This window comes from Williamsia deligens (assembly GCF_024171765.1).
Taxonomy (GTDB): Bacteria; Actinomycetota; Actinomycetes; order Mycobacteriales; family Mycobacteriaceae; genus Williamsia_A; species Williamsia_A deligens.
Window position 1 is genome coordinate 18,139 of the sequence record NZ_JAMTCI010000004.1, and the last position, 14,675, is coordinate 32,813.

Here is a 14,675-nt window from a genome sequence, read left to right on the forward strand (position 1 = left end):
GTTTACAGTCGCGGAATGGATGAACTGCCGAGACGCATCGTCGGCCTGACCGTCGCCATCGCCCGCCTGTATCACCGGATGGAGTCCCACCTGCCGGACGAGATGCCCGACGGCCCAGTGCTGTTCGTCGCGAATCACGGATTCGGTGGAGTCTTCGATCTGAACGTTCTCGCATTCGCCTCCGTCTACGATCACCTCGGTGATCGACGCAGGGTGACGATCCTGACCCACCAGATCGCCTGGACTCTCAAGCTGGGCCGTGTGGCCGAGAAGTTCGATGCCACGCCCGCCAACCACCACGCAGCGGTGGACGCGCTGGCCGCGGAAAGTCATGTGCTCGTCTTCCCCGGCGGCGACATCGACGGTTTCAAGAAGTGGAGCGACCGCAACAAGGTGCTGTTCGCCGGTCGGACAGGGTTCGCCCGGGTCGCCATGGACGCGGGTGTCCCGATCGTCCCGGTCGTCACCGCGGGTGCAGGAGAGTCACTGCTCGTCCTGAACCAGGGAACACGTCTCGCACGACTCACCCGTCTCGACAAGCTGCTCCGGATGAAGTCGGTACCGACGTCGTTGTCGGTCCCCTGGGGTCTCAACGTCGGCCTCGTGGGGCTGCTGCCCTATGTGCCACTCCCCTCGAAGATCGTCACCACCGTCCTGCCCGCCATGAGGCCGCACGACGACGAATCCGTCGACACCTTCGCAGCTCGCGTCCACCGGGCCATGGATGATGAACTCGAGACCATGACGAGGTCACGGACTCCCCTGCTCGGGTGACGTCACCGGCGACCTCGCCGCGATCAGCCCGGTCCCGACCCGACTAAGGAGAAAACGGTTGGCCCCCGACACCCCCGCCAAGCCCACGAAACGCGCGGCGCAGGCGGCAGAGACCAAGCGCCGCCTGATCGAGGTGGCCATCGAGGTCTTCTCCGAGAGCGACTACGACCAGGTCAACGTCGCCGACATCGCAGCGCGGGCGGAGGTCGCCCACGGACTGTTGTTCCACTACTTCGGCAACAAGCGGGGGATCTACCTCGCCGCCGTGCGGACGACGGCGACCCAGCTGGGAGCCGCGTTCGTCTTCGAGAGCGGTTCCACCCCGGCCGAATTGGTGAGGGCGGCGCTGCGCCGGCACCTGGACTACCTGCGCGACCACCGGGGCCTGGCTCTGCGGCTCGTGCTCGGCGGTCGAGGCGCGGACCCCGAAGCATGGGAGGTGTACGAGACCGCGCGGTGGAATGCACTCGAGGCCTTCGCGGCCGTCGCCGAGATCGACCCGACCGCACCAGCTCTCCGTCTGGTGGGCCGGGCCACCATCAGCGCGATCGACGAGGCGATCGTGCAGTGGCTCGATGACACCGATGCATTCGACGCCGACCATCTCGTCCATTGGATGGAGTCACTGATCATCGCGTGCATCAGGACCGCGAATGTCCTCGACCCCGACCTCGACCTGGAGGACGCGATCTCCGTGTTCGGGTGACGTGGGCCGGCAATTCGCCTATCCGACCAGACCGTCGAGCTTCTCGAGGGACTTGTCGAGTTGCTTGCGGAACGCCTTCTCGATGATCTTCCCGAGCGGGCCGAACAGGATCGAGCTCGAGAAGATCACGTGCAGTGTGGCCGTACAGGCCGAATCACCCTCGGGATCGACGGTGAAGTCGAGTTGCACGGTCGACCCCATGCTCCCCGAGCCCTCGAGCTGGACGAATCGTGGTGCGTCGTATGCGGTGGTGGTGAAGTCGATGGTGTCCACCACCCCTTTGATGGTGACCGTCTCGATCACGCCGACACCGACCGCCAACTCCGTGGGCGGCTCGGCACCCCACGACGTGTGCAGGGTGTTCCACTCGGCGAACCTGCTCGTATCGGATATGACCGACCACGCCTTCTCCTGTGACGCCTGAAGCGTTCTGCTGGTGGTTATCTCGGGCACGAGGACTCCTGTGGGTGGGTCGGGTGGGATGTATCCGGGTGCGACACCGTCAGACGATCGCGGTGATCTGATCTCGCCGGCCGAGGAGCGCCTTGCCGTAGGTCTCCATGGACACCTGCGGCAGCATGACCGCGTGCCGGGCAGCGACATTGGAATCACGCCAGATGCGCTGGAGCGCATTCACCTCGGCGAAGCTGCCGGCCCCCGAGGCGTCGAGCAGGGTGTTGAGCGCACTGTTCACACTCTTGAGCGCGACCGCCGAGTCGGCCCGCATACGAGCCCTCGCCGCGATGTCGGGGTAGACGTTCTCCTCGGCGTACCGCTGCACGTCCTGTGCCGCGCGGTACGCGTGCAGGTGCGCGGTGTCGATCTTCGTGGCCGCTTCGGCGACGAGCATCTGAAACGCCACAGAATCTTCCTGGCGCTCGATGTTCGTGTACGCCAGGGCTTTCGTCGACGCCTTCCTGACCGCCAGGTCGAGCGCCGCCCGACCGAGACCGAGCTGCGGGCCCACGAGGACGAGGACCAGCATGGGGCCGAACGCCGAACGGTAGAAGGCGGAGTCGGGATGGTCCTGCATGTAGGTGCCGGAGATCACGGGCAGCATGGAGATGAGGCGCGAGTCGGGAACGAACACGTCCTCGGCCACGATGGTGTTGCTCCCCGAGGCGCGCATCCCGGCCACATACCAGGTGTCGTCCACGCGGACGTCCGCCCTGGGGAGCAGGACCATCGCCTGGTCCTCCTCGTCACCGTCCTCGTCGACGACCCACACGCCACCGCCCATCCACTCGGCGTGCAGGCTCGCGGATGCGTAGGGCCACTTGCCGGTCACGCGGTATCCGCCCTCGACCTTGCGCGCCGTACCGCCGGGTGAGACGACGCCGCACAGCACCCGGTCCGGGCCGGCGGAGTAGATCTCGTCCACGGTCTCTGCGGGGTACATGCAGGTCGACCACGCCTGGATGTTGGACAGGGTGACGACCCACGATGTCCCACCGTCTGCCTCCGCGATGAGCGCCGAGAGTGTCAGCATCGCCTCGAGTCCTGCCTCCAGGCCGCCGTGACGACGGGGTGCGGCCAGGCGGAATGCCCCGGCCTCCCGGAGTGCTTCGATGACCTCGGGATCCACACGCCGGTTCTTCTCGTTCTCGACCGAGTGTTCGCGGATGAGGGGCAACAGATCCGACACGCGCGCGAGGACTTCCTCGGTCGTGGTGGCGGGCGACATCGTCGAGGTCATGGGTTTCTCCTGTCGAGGGAAATGATGATGATCGGCGCGCCGTGGGTCCGGCGCAGGGGTCAACCGGCCAGTCGCCGGTACCGCGATCCGTGGAACACCAGCGGCGCGACGTCCGGTACGACATCGAAAGCCTCGATCCGCAGGACGACGATCGAGTGGTCACCGGCGCTGAACTCGTCGTGCAGCGAACACGTGAAGGTGGCTGCCGCACCTTCGAGCAGAACAGCTCCGCCGTCCGAGGTCACCGTGCCGACGCCGCGCAAGCGCTCTGGCGCCGCGGCCGCGAACTGTGCGCACACCTCCCCGTGGGAGTCGCCGAGGAAGCTCACGCCGATGCGCGGCGCGTCCTTCAGCCCGGCCCAGGTCCGCGAGCCGTTCTGCACACAGAAAGACAGCAGAGGCGGATCGAGAGACACCGAGGTCAGCGAGCTGACCAGCATGCCCGTCGGGTGGGGATCGATGTCGGCGCAGATCGCGGCGACCCCACTGGGCAGGCACGCGAAGGCTTTACGGAGGACGAGCCCGGGCGGAACGGGCGCGGCGTCCCGACCGTCCGTGGTCGCGGTTGCGTTCATCACACCACCATAATTTTTGGTTGACTCAATGTCAACGAATTTCTGGTGGCAGCGTCAGCGTTCTGCGGCGAGAGCGGCCTTCACCTCGGATTGTGTTGTGGCGAGGAACCTCTGCAGTTCGCCGCCGGTCATGAACGTGGTCGTGAACCGGCTCCGCTGGGCCGTCGCCGTCCACGTCGGTGTGCGCACCATCGTGGCGAGCGCGCCGCGCCAGAAATCCACGGCGGCCGAGGGCATGTCGGGTGGACCATAGATCCCCCGCCAGTTGGCCAGCTTCACGTCGAGTCCCTGTTCGCGCGCCGTGGCCACGTCGACGCCCGGGATCCGGTTGTCCGCCAACACACCGAGCCCACGCAGTACCTTGTCGCGAAGTCCGTCGGCGAACTCACTGACGCCACCGATCGCGACATCGACGGTGCCGTCCCGCAGCGCAGCGGTCTGAGCGGCGCCGCCTTCGACGTCGACATAGCGCACCGCGGAGGGTCGTCCACCCGCCGCGGAGACCAGCAGATCGAACGGCGCGCGGTCGTCGGCCGCGGCACCCACACGCACCTGGTCGGGAGCCGTGGCGATCCGGAACATGACGTCCCGCAACCCGCGCATCGGAGAGTCCGGGCCGGTGACGACGACGAAGTACTCGGTCATCAGGCGCGCGATCATGGTCACGTCGGTGTAGCCGTACTGCGACCGCCCCTGCAGCTGGTTGAGCATCATCGACAGCGACGTCACGGCGATCCGGTCGTCGGCCCCCCGGTGGTCGCGCACCATGCCGGCGAGCAGATCAGCCCCGGCTCCACCGGGCCGATTCTGTACGGGCAGGGGCACGGTCACGATCTTGTCGGTCCGGAGTGCATCGGCCACGGCTCGGATCGTCAGGTCGAAGCCACTGCCCGGTCCCGCCCCGGCGTACATCGTCACGGGACCGGTCGGATAGGTGGCCGGCGAGGAACCGCTCGAGTCGGGGCCGGCGGGATCAGAAGTGCCGCATCCCGCCACGAGAGTGCCCACGACCGCAATCGCAGCGAAGGCCGCTGACATCCTCATCGATTCCTCCCAGATGGTTCCCCCATCCAACAGGCACGCGTCATCCGTCACGGGCGAATCGGGGAAAGCACCGCGCTGATATCCGCCCATGCCGTCGTCGATTCCGCGACAAGCACAAAGCGCCGGTAACGAGCGGCCACGAGGGGACGATTTCCACAATGTCGTACAAATGCACAGCACAATGGAGGTCGTGACCATGAGAACTCACTACGCGCTGACCACAGCCATGACGACGATCGCAGCAACAGTCGCGATGACCGCGTCGACTCTCGGGGTCGGCCATGCCGCTGCGACTCCAGTCAGCGCCGCACCCTCTGTCTCCGTCGACATCCCATCGCAGTGGTTGTTCTTCTCCGACCCGTTTCCGTTCGGGCAGGAGACCATTCATGTCGCTCGCGTCGCCCCCGGCGTCCTGGACCTGTCTCTCGGGCCCTACTGCACTCCTGCATACGTTGCCCGGCGTTCGTGCACGGGCGGACCCATCGAGGCGCCGGCGAGCGTCGCGTGGATCAACCTGTCCACCGGAGCGACCGGAACCGTCAGCGTGTCGGCGCTGACGTCGACACCCGCACGGATCACGACCGGGCGCGGACTGATCGCGATGGGCGGCGCCTTGGCCGGCTTCGGACTGCCCGGCGCCGCGACCATCACGGCCTGATCCGGACCGGGAACCGTCACGGCGGATCGCTCGGTCTGCGCCGGGGTCGAGCAGCGAGCACGGTTCCCGGTACGGCTCACGACCCGCAGACGGCGAGGGTCAGTCGCCGCTGGGCGTCAGCAACGACACCGGCGGACGGTAGTCACCGCGATGGTCCGACGAGGCGGATGCCGTCGCTGCCGGGTAGGTACGGCGGTAGCGCTGCCGCTTGACCCGCGCGATGTGCTCCTGCAGCGTGCGGTCGCCCTTGGCCATCGCCCGGGCACGGATCGAGTAGATCACCACGCCGTACGCGAGGACCCACACGGCCAGGCTGATGATTCCCGCGACGGTGAGGCCCGTGGCGAGCCCGGCCAGACCCAACGCGAGCGCCGCGGATCCGATCATGAACGCCGTCCAACCGACCTGTCCCCACAGCATCGCCCGTCGCAACCTGGCGCGTCGCATCCGCGCCGGGCTCAACGGAGCCCGGTGATGTAGGTGCGGTGCCTGAAAACTCATGCTGACTGCCATGACGCCAACCTCCTGGACATGTGATCTGGACCACATGTTCAACACTGCGCCTCACCAGGTATTTCCGCAAGGACAGGTCTGATCGCGACAATTCGTCGACGCGCGTCGACCGTGACCGCTCAGCCGACGGCCGCGGTCGGGAACGCCACACCGGCGAGATCCTGCGAGAGGTCCCAGACCCGGCGGGCGTCCTCCGGCGAGCGCAGACGTGAGTACAGCGATTGCGTCGCGGGCGCTCCGCCGAGACGACCGAGTCCCCCGGGCCCGTAGAGGGTTCCGCTGACTGCATCGGGTGTCGTCGCGGCGAGGAGCGCCGGCAGGGCCGCGGTCTCGGCCGTCCCCACGATCAGACCGCGCGCGGACAGCCATCGGATCACGCGGACCGACCGCGTGTCGTCGACGCGGCCCACCTCGGGTCGCGCGGCGAGCAGGCTCGTCGGTGCGACACCCGGGTGGGCGAGGACGCTCGTCAGTCCCCATCCGTACTGCTCGCTGCGGCGTCCGAGCTCGACCCCGAACAGGCCGAGCGCGATCTTCGACTGGCTGTAGGCCCCCATCCCGTCGTAGCCCCGCTCCCAGGCGAGGTCGTCCCAGTTGATCGCCCCGCGGTTCGCCGCGACGCTGATCTGTGACACCACGCGCGCACGACCCGCCCGCAGCTGTTCCATCAGGCCGGCGACGAGCGCGACGTGGCCGAGGTGGTTCGTGCCGAGCTGGACCTCGTGACCGTCGGCGGTGACCTGCCGCTCCGGCGGCGTCATCAGCCCCGCGTTGTTCACCAGGATGTGGATCGGCCGTCCCTCCCCACGCAGCTCGGCTGTCAGGTCGGCGACCGACGCGAGGGACGAGAGGTCCAGATGCCGCAGGGACACTGCGGCAACCGGGTGATCGGCACGGATGGCGTCGAGCGCCGCCTGACCTTTGGCGGTGTTGCGGACGGGCAGGACGACCTCCGCCCCGGCCCTGACCAACCGTGTGGCGATGTGCAGTCCGATCCCGTCGCTGGCGCCGGTCACGACGGCTCGGCGGCCGTGGAGGTCTGCGATGGTGATGTCGATCGTTCGTGCCATGTCTGCTCCTTCGATGCTGTCGCTGCCACCACCGTGGCCCCGCTCCCGCGACGCATCCAGGACCTGACGGTCCACCTCACCGAGGGGCTGCGCCGAGGGGTGGATCGTCAAGGCGTGGCTCATCCAACGTCGGAGCACTAGAACTGGACCATGCGCATCGAGGGCATCCGACCGTGATCGACCGCAACGGACTGGCCGACTTCCTGCGCCGGCGGCGCGAGGCTCTGCAACCGGAGGACGTGGGACTGCCGCGCGGGCCGCGCCGACGGACGGGTGGACTGCGTCGCGAGGAGGTCGCCGGTCTCTGTCACATGTCGACGGACTACTACGCGCGCCTGGAGCGCGCCACCGGCCCGTCGCCCTCGGAACAGATGATCGCGGCGATCGCGCAGGGGATGCACCTGTCGCTGGTCGAGCGTGACCACCTGTTCCGGTTGGCAGGCCACCGGCCGCCCGCGCCGGTGGCGTCCGGGGACCACATCAGCCCGGGTCTGCTGAGGATCCTCGACCGTCTCGACGACACCCCGGCGGAGATCGTGACCGAACTCGGCGAGACGCTGCGGCAGAGTCCGCTGGGTGTCGCGCTCACCGGCGACACCACCCGGTTCACCGGTCCCGCACGCAGTCTCGGGTACCGGTGGTTCACCGACCCGGCGACGCGAGCGCTCTACGCCGAGTCCGAACACGACTTCCTGTGCCGGATGTTCGCCTCGGGCCTCCGCGAGAACATCACGCTGCGGGGCCGCCCCTCCCGCGGCGCGGAACTCGCCGACCTGTTGCTCGCCGAGAGCGCCGAGTTCCGCCGGGCGTGGGACAGCCACGAGGTGGGCGTCCGGCCCCGCGAGGTGAAGCACCTCGTCCACCCCGACCTCGGTCCGCTCGAACTCGCGTGTCAGACACTGCTGGACCCGGTGCAATCCCACATGCTGCTCGTCTACACCGCGGTCCCCGGGTCACGGTCCCACGACATGCTGCAGATGTTGTCCGCGCTCGCTCCGGCGCGCTGAGCGCGGCCGACGGTCCCGTCGCGGATTGATCCGGCCACGGACTGGGTATCTCCCCCGGCATGACCGTGGAGAAGACGCGTGACGACGACGGCGCCCGTGCACAGGACGCGAGCACACCCCTCCGTCGCGCGATCACGGCGCCGCTGCTGTTCGTGTTCATCCTCGGCGACGTCCTCGGGGCCGGGATCTACGCCCTGGTCGGCGAGATCGCCGGCGACGTCGGCGGCGCGGTGTGGGTGCCGATGCTCCTGGCCCTGGTCATGGCGCTGCTCACCGCCGCGTCCTACGCCGAGCTGGTCACCAAGTACCCGCGCGCCGGCGGGGCCGCGGTGTTCGCCCGCCGGGCGTACCGGGCGCCAATCGTGTCGTTCCTGGTCGGCTTCTGCATGCTCGCCGCCGGCGTGACGAGTGCCGCCGGGCTGGCTCTCGCGTTCGCCGGGGACTACCTGACCGCGATCCTCGACGTCCCCGCGACGCCGGCCGCGCTGGTGTTCCTGCTCGTGGTCGGTCTCCTCAACGCCCGCGGGATCCAGGAGTCGTTGCGCGCCAACGTCGTGATGACCATCGTCGAGGTGTCCGGGTTGGTTCTCGTCGTGGTCCTCGCGGGCGTGGTCCTCGGCCGCGGTGACGGCGACGCCGGACGCGTCCTCCAGTTCGACTCGAGCACCACACCGGCACTGGCGGTGCTCGGCGCCGCGCTGCTCGCCTTCTACTCGTTCGTCGGGTTCGAGACGTCGGCCAACATCGCCGAGGAGGTCCGGGACGTCCGACGGGTCTACCCCAGGGCCCTCTTCGGCGCGCTCCTCACCGCCGGCCTGGTCTACGTCCTGGTCGGGCTCGCGGTGTCCGTGGTGGCGCCGACGGACCGTCTGGCTGCATCGTCGGGCCCGCTGCTCGAGGTCGTGTCCATCGCCGATGTCGGTGTCCCGCCGCGCCTGTTCTCGATCATCGCGCTCGTCGCGGTCGCCAACGGGGCGCTGTTGACGATGATCATGGCCTCACGGCTCACCTTCGGGATGTCCCGCGACGGGCTCCTCCCGTCAGCACTCGCCCGGGTCCTGCCCCGGCGGAGGACGCCGTGGGTGGCCATCGTCGCCACCACCGCGGTCGCGATGATCCTGGCGGCCACCGGCACGGTCGCCGCGCTCGCCGAGACCGTGGTCCTCCTGCTGCTCGTGGTGTTCATCAGCACCAACCTCGCGGTCCTCGTCCTGCGGCGCGACCGCGGTCACGACGGCGACCACTTCCGGACGCCGACCGTCGTCCCGATACTCGCGCTGGGCACCTGTGTGGTGCTGCTGACGCAGCAGAGCGCGTCGACGTGGCTGCGGGCCGGGGTGATGCTGCTGGTCGGGATCGCGCTGTACGCCCTGACCCGGCTGTTCGGTGGGACACGAGATGTCGTCGACGAAACGGTCTCACCGGCGGCGTGACGACCGTGCGATGTGTCAGGCTCGCAGGGAACGCACCGAGCCTCGGAGGTCAGATGAGCGACACCGGTATCGATCCGTCCCGGCCACCCAGCGGCACGGGGTGTGTCGACTGCGACGCCGAGGGCAGCTGGTGGTTCCACCTCCGACGGTGCGCGCAGTGCGGGCACGTCGGTTGCTGCGACGACTCCCTGGGAACACACGCCACGAAGCACGCACGACAGACCGGACATCCCGTCGTGCAGAGCTTCGAACCCGGTGAGGACTGGTTCTACAGCTACGCGACGGACGAGATGCTGGCCGGGCCGACACTGGCTCCGCCCCACGAACACCCGTCGGACCAGTCGACCCCGGGCCCGGGCGACCGCGTCCCGGACGACTGGCAGGAGATCCTGCTCCGTCATCGCCGAGGGTGACCGTCGCCTGACCCCGGGTCGTAGAGTGCTCGGATGACATCGACGTCCGATGCGCGCACGACCATCACGATCTCGTCGCCCGACGACGTCATCGGGTTGGTGAACTCGAGTCGGCTCCGGCCGCGTCGGCCGCGCCTGATGCTGGCCGTCGCGCTGGGGAGCATCTTCGTCGACGGGTGGGATCTCGGCAGCTTCGGGCTCGGGGCGCAGCAGATCCGGCAGGACTTCGACCTCGGAACCGGCAACTGGGGGCTCGACAGCCTCCCGTTCGTCAGCGCCGCGGTCCTCGTCGGCGCACTCATCGGCGGTCTCGTCGGCGGTTGGCTCACCGACCGCGTCGGCCGCTACCGCATGATGATCCTCGACCTCGTCCTGCTCGTGTTCGCCGCCGCCGCAGCCGGTCTGGCGCCGAACGTCGAGAGCTTCGTGGCCTTCCGCTTCCTCATGGGCATCGGCGTCGGCCTGGACGTCCCCGTCGCGCTGGCGTTCATCGCCGAGGTGAGCGCCCTGGCCACCAAGGGCCGCAACGTCAACTTCGCGCAGGTCATGTCCACGGGCGCCTCGGCGATCGTGTTCACCGTGGCGCTGGGGATCCACGCACTCGGTGTCGACCAGGGTCTGTGGCGGTGGGCGATCGGCCTGGGTGCGGTGCCTGCCCTGATCGTCCTCGGACTCCGGTACTTCGCGTCGATCGAGAGCCCGATGTGGGTCGCCCGGCACGGCTCGGTCGGCGAATCGGTCGACATCCTGCGCACCACGTACGACGTCGACGCCATAGATCTCGTCGTCACCGACGACGCCGACAGCGCACCCAAGCCGCGACCGACACGACCGGGCGACGTGATCGCACTGTTCCGGTCCCCGTTCGGGCGGCGGACACTGCTGGTGAGCGTCCTCGTCGTCACCCAGGCCGTCGAGTTCTACGCCATCTCGCTGTACACGCCCACGATCCTCACGCAGCTGTTCGGGACCAACCACCTCGCCGCGGTGTTGGCGGTGTCGGCGGCGGTCAACGCCGTCGGCGCGATCGGCGCCTACGCCTGCACGCGGGTGGTCCAGACGACCGGGATCAGGGTCATCGCGATGATCGGTTTCGTGGGCACCGCAACCGCTCTCGGACTCATCGCCGGTCTCTACGGGGTCCTCGCGTCGGGGTTCGCGGCGGTGTTGATCGCGGCGTTCTACTTCCTGCACAATCTCGGCCCCGGGTACGCCGGGACAGCGATGGGCACGTTGTCCTACCCGACCGACGTCCGCGGGACCGCGGGCGGCTACACGCAGGCGGTCACCCGCGTCGGCGGCATCATCGGTGCGTACGCCTTCCCCGTCCTGACCGCGGCGCACGGACAACGGTTCACGATCGGCGCGATCGTGGTCGCACCCCTGGTGGCATTGGTCGCTCTGGCCCTGATCCGGTGGGAACCGATCGGGCAGGACGTCGACGCGGCGGGCATGCCGGACCCCTCCCCCGTCGGCACGTAGCGTCGGGCGGGTGTCCGCCGTCGAAGTCGTCGTCATCCTCGTCGCCGGATTCGCCGCCGGTGCCATCAACGCGGTGGTCGGATCGGGCACGCTGGTGACGTTCCCGACCCTGGTCGCGTTCGGTTATCCGCCACAGATCGCGACGATGTCGAACTCGATCGGCCTGGTGGCGGGGGGCGTGTCCGGGACGTGGGGGTACCGCGGGGAACTGCGGGGACAGGGCCACCGACTCGCGTGGCAGGCGCCCGCGTCGTTCGTCGGCGCGCTGATCGGCGCCTGGCTGTTGCTGCACCTACCGCCCTCGGTGTTCGCGGCGGTCGTGCCGGTCCTGCTCGTCGCCGCGCTGATCCTTCTCGTGGTGCAACCACGGATCCAGAGGTGGGTCCGTGCACGCTCCGAGGCCGGCGGTCACGCCGTCGACCGGATCACCCGTGCGCGCCTCACGGTGCTCACGATCGCGACGTTCGCCGTCGGGATCTACGGCGGCTACTTCACCGCCGCGCAGGGGATCCTGCTCATGGCCGCCATGGGTGTGATCCTGCCCGAGTCGATGCAGCGGATGAACGCCGCGAAGAACGTCCTGTCCCTCGTCGTCAACGTGGTGGCCGCGGTCGCGTTCACCGTCGTCGCGTTCGACCGGATCAGCTGGGCCGCCGCGGGTCTCATCGCCGTCGGTTCGCTCCTGGGTGGATCGATCGGCGCGCGATACGGCCGGCGGCTCTCACCCACGGCGTTGCGTGCGCTGATCGTCGTGATCGGCCTGATCGGGTTGTGGCGCCTGCTGGCGTGACGTCACGGGAGTATCGAGTCGACATATCCCCCGTCGACACGCACTGCGCCGCCGGTGGTGGCCGACGCGAACTCGGAACTCAGGTAGACGACCATGTTCGCGATCTCGTCCGGTTCGATCAGCCTCTGCAGCAACGACTGTGGCCGGTGCAGTCGCATGAACTCGCGCTGCGCCTCGTCCCACGGCAGGTCCTTGTCGACGAGTTGGTACACGAAGTCCTCGACACCACCGGTGTGCGTCGGTCCGGCGATCACCGAGTTCACCGTGACCCCGGTGCCCGCCGCGTCCTTGGCGAAGCCCCGGGAGACCGCCAGCAGGGCCGTCTTCGACATGCCGTAGTGGATCATCTCCCGGGGGATGACGATCGCCGAGTCGCTCGCGATCGACAGGATGCGACCGTGTCCTCGCTGCTTCATGCCGGGCAGATACGCGCGGATGAGTCGCGCTGCGGCGAGGACGTTGACCTCGAAGTATCGACGCCACTCGTCGTCGGAGATGTCGAGGGCGTCGGTGGCCCCGAAGATGCCGAGGTTGTTGACCAGGATGTCGACGTCGGGCAGTACGGCGCGGACCTCGTCCGCCCCCTGCTGCGTCGACAGGTCGCCCGGGGCGGCGACGAGATCGGCGCCGACCACCTCTGCCGCGATCGCGCTGATCGCCCGGGAGACCGAGTCCTCGCTGCGACCGTTGACGGCGACCCGCGCTCCCGCACGGGCCAGACCCGTCGCGATCGCGGAACCGATCCCCTGCGTCGATCCCGTGACGAGAGCGGTCTTCCCGGCCAGGTCGATCTGCATCGTTCCTCCTCGTGGTGCGTGGATCCGTGACCCACGGTCAACACCGTTGCGACCGGCAGCCTTCCCGCGCCGATCAGTCCGACCACAGCCGACAGGCGTGCAGCGACGAGAACCCCTCTCGCATGGTGGATCCCGGGATGGCCATCGACAGGTACCGCTGATCCGACGACGACCACGGTGCCCACCGGGGAAGGGCTGGGCCGTTCGGTGACCCCGTGCGGGCGAAGGTCGACCACTGTCGCTTGATCTGCGCCGCGAACGCGGCCGATGCGCCCGTCCACGGGATCGGCACCCCACCGAGGCGGTTGAACAGGTAGGGGATCTCGGCGGCGTGGAACGCACCCGGGAGCACCGGGTTGTCGCCGACCGGTGCGACCGTGAACCGGTACTGGAACACACGGGCTCCGCCCTGTGTCGCAGCGGCGACGGTGGTCTGCGCGGGGCACGCGAACAACGAGTCGGTGTAGACGGCGGTCAACGCCCGGGCGGGTGAGCCGTATCGAGAAGACGGGTACGCGGCCAGGATCCGGCCGGCGCGACCGGGGTACAGCTCCTCGACGGTCCGCCGATACGAGGCCTCGGTGACGAGTCGCTGTCGGCTGACGTAGTCGAAGAGCAGCACGAACAGCGCACCCTCGTTCGCGTTGCTCCCCACGATGAGCGGCATCCCGCGCGCAGCACCACCTCGGAGTGCATCCTCGGGAGTCTGCGTCAGGACCGTCCCGTCGAGGAACGGCGTCCACGTCACGGCCGCGCCGTCGAACCTCGTCGTGGGCGAGTCGAGCAGTCGATCGATCGGCAGTCGCCGCAGACACGACAGACGTGTACGCGGATCACGACAACCGACCTGTGCCGCATAGGCCTCCGAGCGACGCACCCCTTCCGCCTGCGACGGCGGTACGAGCGGACTGCGCGCGCACCCACCGCTCTCGACGATCGCGCGACGGAACAGTCCGCGGGAGCCGGGTGCCGCGAGCTGCAGGCACACACTCATCCCGCCGGCCGACTCACCGAAGATCGTCACGTCGCGCGGGTTGCCGCCGAACGCGCCGATGTCGTCGCGGACCCACCGGAGTGCGGCCTGCTGGTCGGCGATCCCCAGCGTGCCGGACACGCCGCCGTTCTGGGCCGCCAGCTCCGGGAGGGCGAGGAAGCCGAACGGCCCGACCCGATAGTTCGGCACGGCCACGATGACGTCGCCGCTGCGGGCGATCTCGGCCGGCGCGTCGTACTGCGCGTTCGACCCGAGGACGAAGGCTCCGCCGTACAGGTAGACCATCACCGGCAGATCCCGGCCGGCCGCGTTGTGCGGTACGTACAGGTCCACCGAGAGGCAGTCCTCGCTCGTGGGACTCGGGATCGGCACCGACGACGGGATGCTGAACCCCGGCGTCGGCAGGGCCTGGGGACATTGCGGACCGTGCTGGGTGGCCGACCGAACCCCCGACCACGGCCGCGCCGGCCCCGGTGGGGCGAAGCGGGCAGTCGATGCGAACGGCACACCGAGGTAGGTGGTGACGCCGTCCCGCTCGAACCCGCTCACCGATCCCCCGGCGACGCGGATCGCACCGGGTGCGGCGTCCGCGGCAGGTGGGCAGACACCGAGACCGAGAACCATGAGGGCGGCGGCGCTCATCACGATCCACGCGCGCCGCATCGAGATAATCGTCATCACAACCCCTTTCGTCGACGCACCAGTCCTAGCGCAGTCGACGCC

16 protein-coding genes are annotated in these 14,675 nt (G+C 68.9%); 8 read left to right on the forward strand and 8 right to left on the reverse strand.

Translation table 11 applies throughout. From position 1 onward, the window contains the following. Positions 1 to 15 precede the first annotated feature (15 nt). Both LX14_RS18930 and LX14_RS18935 read left to right on the forward strand, forming a co-directional pair. Positions 16 to 774, forward strand: coding sequence for a 1-acyl-sn-glycerol-3-phosphate acyltransferase (locus tag LX14_RS18930; protein ID WP_253648938.1), 759 nt, complete (start codon positions 16 to 18; stop codon positions 772 to 774). Positions 775 to 832: 58 nt separating this feature from the next. Next, on the forward strand, positions 833 to 1,480 hold the full coding sequence (locus tag LX14_RS18935; RefSeq protein ID WP_253648939.1) for a TetR/AcrR family transcriptional regulator: 648 nt from the start codon (positions 833 to 835) through the stop codon (positions 1,478 to 1,480). A gap of 18 nt (positions 1,481 to 1,498) precedes the next feature. Here LX14_RS18935 and LX14_RS18940 read toward each other — a convergent pair whose 3' ends face one another. The 4 genes from LX14_RS18940 to LX14_RS18955 are packed head-to-tail and all read right to left on the reverse strand — an operon-like array spanning position 1,499 to position 4,759. Next, on the reverse strand, positions 1,499 to 1,933 hold the full coding sequence (locus tag LX14_RS18940) for a type II toxin-antitoxin system Rv0910 family toxin (protein ID WP_253648940.1): 435 nt from the start codon (positions 1,931 to 1,933) through the stop codon (positions 1,499 to 1,501). 49 nt (positions 1,934 to 1,982) lie between these two features. Continuing rightward, on the reverse strand, positions 1,983 to 3,176 hold the full coding sequence (locus tag LX14_RS18945) for an acyl-CoA dehydrogenase family protein (protein ID WP_253648941.1): 1,194 nt from the start codon (positions 3,174 to 3,176) through the stop codon (positions 1,983 to 1,985). Positions 3,177 to 3,235: 59 nt separating this feature from the next. Further along, positions 3,236 to 3,751, reverse strand: coding sequence for a flavin reductase family protein (locus LX14_RS18950; RefSeq protein WP_253648942.1), 516 nt, complete (start codon positions 3,749 to 3,751; stop codon positions 3,236 to 3,238). Between the two features lie 54 nt (positions 3,752 to 3,805). Next, positions 3,806 to 4,759: a tripartite tricarboxylate transporter substrate-binding protein gene (locus LX14_RS18955; RefSeq protein WP_253648943.1), complete on the reverse strand. Its 954-nt coding sequence runs from the start codon at positions 4,757 to 4,759 to the stop codon at positions 3,806 to 3,808. 124 nt (positions 4,760 to 4,883) lie between these two features. On the opposite strand from LX14_RS18955, the gene LX14_RS18960 reads away from it, so the two are divergent. Beyond that, on the forward strand, positions 4,884 to 5,453 hold the full coding sequence (locus LX14_RS18960; RefSeq protein WP_253648944.1) for a hypothetical protein: 570 nt from the start codon (positions 4,884 to 4,886) through the stop codon (positions 5,451 to 5,453). 99 nt (positions 5,454 to 5,552) lie between these two features. Here LX14_RS18960 and LX14_RS18965 read toward each other — a convergent pair whose 3' ends face one another. Then, positions 5,553 to 5,840, reverse strand: coding sequence for a hypothetical protein (locus LX14_RS18965; protein WP_253648945.1), 288 nt, complete (start codon positions 5,838 to 5,840; stop codon positions 5,553 to 5,555). A 245-nt stretch (positions 5,841 to 6,085) separates the two neighbouring features. Beyond that, entirely contained in the window at positions 6,086 to 7,036 is a 951-nt protein-coding gene (locus LX14_RS18970) for an SDR family oxidoreductase (RefSeq protein ID WP_253648946.1), read from the reverse strand. Positions 7,037 to 7,209: 173 nt separating this feature from the next. On the opposite strand from LX14_RS18970, the gene LX14_RS18975 reads away from it, so the two are divergent. Genes LX14_RS18975 through LX14_RS18995 form a run of 5 tightly spaced genes read left to right on the forward strand, consistent with a single transcriptional unit; the run spans position 7,210 to position 12,161 of the window. Beyond that, positions 7,210 to 8,043, forward strand: coding sequence for a helix-turn-helix transcriptional regulator (locus LX14_RS18975; RefSeq protein ID WP_253648947.1), 834 nt, complete (start codon positions 7,210 to 7,212; stop codon positions 8,041 to 8,043). Between the two features lie 59 nt (positions 8,044 to 8,102). After that, positions 8,103 to 9,476: an APC family permease gene (locus tag LX14_RS18980; RefSeq protein ID WP_253648948.1), complete on the forward strand. Its 1,374-nt coding sequence runs from the start codon at positions 8,103 to 8,105 to the stop codon at positions 9,474 to 9,476. A 53-nt stretch (positions 9,477 to 9,529) separates the two neighbouring features. Then, the gene (locus tag LX14_RS18985) at positions 9,530 to 9,889 is read left to right on the forward strand and encodes a UBP-type zinc finger domain-containing protein (protein WP_253648949.1); all 360 of its coding nucleotides are present in this window, start codon (positions 9,530 to 9,532) and stop codon (positions 9,887 to 9,889) included. 33 nt (positions 9,890 to 9,922) lie between these two features. Next, positions 9,923 to 11,371 carry an MFS transporter gene (locus LX14_RS18990; RefSeq protein WP_253648950.1) on the forward strand — a complete coding sequence of 483 codons (1,449 nt, stop codon included), beginning with the start codon at positions 9,923 to 9,925 and terminating at the stop codon, positions 11,369 to 11,371. Positions 11,372 to 11,381: 10 nt separating this feature from the next. Continuing rightward, the gene (locus tag LX14_RS18995; RefSeq protein WP_253648951.1) at positions 11,382 to 12,161 is read left to right on the forward strand and encodes a sulfite exporter TauE/SafE family protein; all 780 of its coding nucleotides are present in this window, start codon (positions 11,382 to 11,384) and stop codon (positions 12,159 to 12,161) included. Between the two features lie 2 nt (positions 12,162 to 12,163). Here the strand turns inward: LX14_RS18995 and LX14_RS19000 are convergent, their stop codons facing one another. Together LX14_RS19000 and LX14_RS19005 are read right to left on the reverse strand one after the other, a co-directional pair. Then, entirely contained in the window at positions 12,164 to 12,958 is a 795-nt protein-coding gene (locus tag LX14_RS19000) for an SDR family NAD(P)-dependent oxidoreductase (protein ID WP_253648952.1), read from the reverse strand. A gap of 73 nt (positions 12,959 to 13,031) precedes the next feature. After that, positions 13,032 to 14,630, reverse strand: a complete 1,599-nt coding sequence (locus LX14_RS19005; protein ID WP_253648953.1) for a carboxylesterase/lipase family protein — start codon at positions 14,628 to 14,630, stop codon at positions 13,032 to 13,034. Positions 14,631 to 14,675 lie beyond the last annotated feature (45 nt).

Coding starts and splice junctions, on each gene's coding strand:
- LX14_RS18930 (WP_253648938.1), top strand. CDS start 16: ATGGATGAACTGCCGAGACGCATCGTCGGCCTGACCGTCGCCATCGCC.
- LX14_RS18945 (WP_253648941.1), bottom strand. CDS start 3,176: ATGACCTCGACGATGTCGCCCGCCACCACGACCGAGGAAGTCCTCGCG.
- LX14_RS18950 (WP_253648942.1), bottom strand. CDS start 3,751: ATGAACGCAACCGCGACCACGGACGGTCGGGACGCCGCGCCCGTTCCG.
- LX14_RS18960 (WP_253648944.1), top strand. CDS start 4,884: ATGCCGTCGTCGATTCCGCGACAAGCACAAAGCGCCGGTAACGAGCGG.
- LX14_RS18965 (WP_253648945.1), bottom strand. CDS start 5,840: ATGATCGGATCCGCGGCGCTCGCGTTGGGTCTGGCCGGGCTCGCCACG.
- LX14_RS18970 (WP_253648946.1), bottom strand. CDS start 7,036: ATGGCACGAACGATCGACATCACCATCGCAGACCTCCACGGCCGCCGA.
- LX14_RS18980 (WP_253648948.1), top strand. CDS start 8,103: ATGACCGTGGAGAAGACGCGTGACGACGACGGCGCCCGTGCACAGGAC.
- LX14_RS18985 (WP_253648949.1), top strand. CDS start 9,530: ATGAGCGACACCGGTATCGATCCGTCCCGGCCACCCAGCGGCACGGGG.
- LX14_RS18990 (WP_253648950.1), top strand. CDS start 9,923: ATGACATCGACGTCCGATGCGCGCACGACCATCACGATCTCGTCGCCC.
- LX14_RS19000 (WP_253648952.1), bottom strand. CDS start 12,958: ATGCAGATCGACCTGGCCGGGAAGACCGCTCTCGTCACGGGATCGACG.
- LX14_RS19005 (WP_253648953.1), bottom strand. CDS start 14,630: ATGACGATTATCTCGATGCGGCGCGCGTGGATCGTGATGAGCGCCGCC.